General features: G+C 66.3%; 3 protein-coding genes. All 3 read right to left on the reverse strand.

Going from position 1 to position 1,790, the window contains the following annotated elements; all coding sequences use genetic code 11:
• A partial coding sequence (locus JW897_RS24055; RefSeq protein ID WP_240352363.1) for an ExbD/TolR family protein occupies positions 1 to 335 on the reverse strand: 335 nt, incomplete at its 3' end.
• A gap of 10 nt (positions 336 to 345) precedes the next feature.
• The gene (locus tag JW897_RS24060) at positions 346 to 1,077 is read right to left on the reverse strand and encodes a MotA/TolQ/ExbB proton channel family protein (RefSeq protein ID WP_205467925.1); all 732 of its coding nucleotides are present in this window, start codon (positions 1,075 to 1,077) and stop codon (positions 346 to 348) included.
• Positions 1,078 to 1,126: 49 nt separating this feature from the next.
• Positions 1,127 to 1,789 (reverse strand): energy transducer TonB, encoded by a 663-nt coding sequence (locus tag JW897_RS24065; protein ID WP_338030586.1) that lies wholly within the window; start codon positions 1,787 to 1,789, stop codon positions 1,127 to 1,129.
• Between the last annotated feature and the right edge of the window lies 1 nt (position 1,790).

The raw sequence follows: 1,790 nt of genomic DNA on the forward strand, positions 1-1,790 counted from the left end.
CGGATGTGCACTTCCGGCTGCGGATCCTTCTTCGCCTCCTTCACCAGCCGCGCCAGCAGTTCTTCCTGCGTCTTCACCGGCGTGGTGTTCCAGTAGATGGTGTTGCCGGTGTCCACCCCCAGCACGATGTTCTCCGGCTTGGTTTGCGTCGGGATGTTGCTTTCCTTCGGCAAGGCCATCTTCACCGTCTGCGTCACCACCGGCACCGTGATCAGGAAGATGATCAGCAGCACCAGCATCACGTCCACCAGCGGCGTGGTGTTGATCGCGGACATCACCGCGTCTTCGTCGCCCTTGCCGTGGCCTTGGCCGAATCTTGCGTTGCGCCCTTTCATCGTCGCCGCCTCAGCGCGCGTTCAGCAGGCTGGCGTGCAGGCGGCCGGCCACCACCCGCACCATGTCCAGCACCAGCTTGTTGCGGCGCACCAGCCAGTTGTAACCCAGCACCGCCGGCACCGCCACGCCCAGACCGATCGCGGTCATGATCAGCGCTTCGCCCACCGGGCCCGCCACTTTGTCGATCGACGCCTGACCGGACATGCCGATCGCGGTCAGCGCGTGGTAAATGCCCCAGACCGTGCCGAACAGGCCGACAAACGGCGCGGTGGAGCCGACGGTGGCCACTACCGACAGGCCGTTCTGCATATGGTGACTGGCGGAGTCCACCGCGTCGGAGATCGCCATCGACACCCAGGTGTTGAGGTCGACCCGGCCGGCCAGTTCGCCCTTGTGTTCGGCCGCCGCGTCGATGCCGGCCGCCGCCACCGCGCTGAACATGCCTTCGTCGGCCAGTTCGCTGGCGCGTTTTTGCAGTTCCGCGCCGTGCGATTCCAGCAGCTCGCGGCCTTGCTTGAGCAGGCGGCGTTGTTCCAGCAGTTTGACGATGCCCACGTACCAGGTGGCCGCGGACATGATCAGCAGAATGATCAGGGTGCCGCGCGCGACGATGTCGCCTTGCGCCCACAGGGCGTCGATGCCGTACGGGTTGCTGGTCACGTGCGCGGTTTTGGCGGCCAGGGCGTTCAGGCTGCTCAGCAGAGCCACGGCGGTGAAGGCGATGCGGGTGATTTTGCTCATGTTCTGGTTCTCCTAAAGATTGCTTGTTCCGGTCGCGGCGCGCTCGCGCTCATTCGCCGGAATCGAGTTTGAAGCCGAATTCCTGGCTCAACAGGCTGTTGGGTTTGCAGCTGTAGCCTTGCAGCGCGGCGCTGATCGCCGACTGGAAGCCGCTGCGGTAGCGCGGCGGGATGCCGCCGTCGAACGAGATGTTGGCGATGTGGCTGAAGCGGCCGTTGTCGCCCACCTGGAAGGCCACGCGCACCACGCCCTGGATCTCGTCCTGCTGCGCCTTGCTCGGGTACTCCGGGGCTTGCAGCTGGGTGCAGTTGGCCTTGGCCGACACCGGGCCCTTGGGCGCTTCCACCGCCGGGGCGGGGGTGGGCGCCGGCTGCGGGGCCGGGTCCGAGGTGGTGGACTGGATCGCGTTGGCCGTGGAGGTGACCGGCGGCGGATTGACCACCGGCGGCACATAGGCCTGCGGCTTGGGCGCGGCGGTGGGCTGCACCACTTTCTCGATCTTGGGCGGAGGGGGCGGCGGAGGCGGCGGCGGTTCGCTGATGACCGCCACTTCCACTTTTTGCTGGATCACTTTGACCACGCCCTGGGCCAGGCCCGACACCAGCGCGTAGATCAACAGTGCATGGAAGACGATCACGCCGACCAAGCCCGCGATGCGGCGCTTGGGCGGGGGACCGCCGATTCCTCTGGCTGCGATGCTCGTCATGTTTATA

Source organism: Chromobacterium alkanivorans, from assembly GCF_016937655.1.
GTDB lineage: Bacteria > Pseudomonadota > Gammaproteobacteria > Burkholderiales > Chromobacteriaceae > Chromobacterium > Chromobacterium alkanivorans.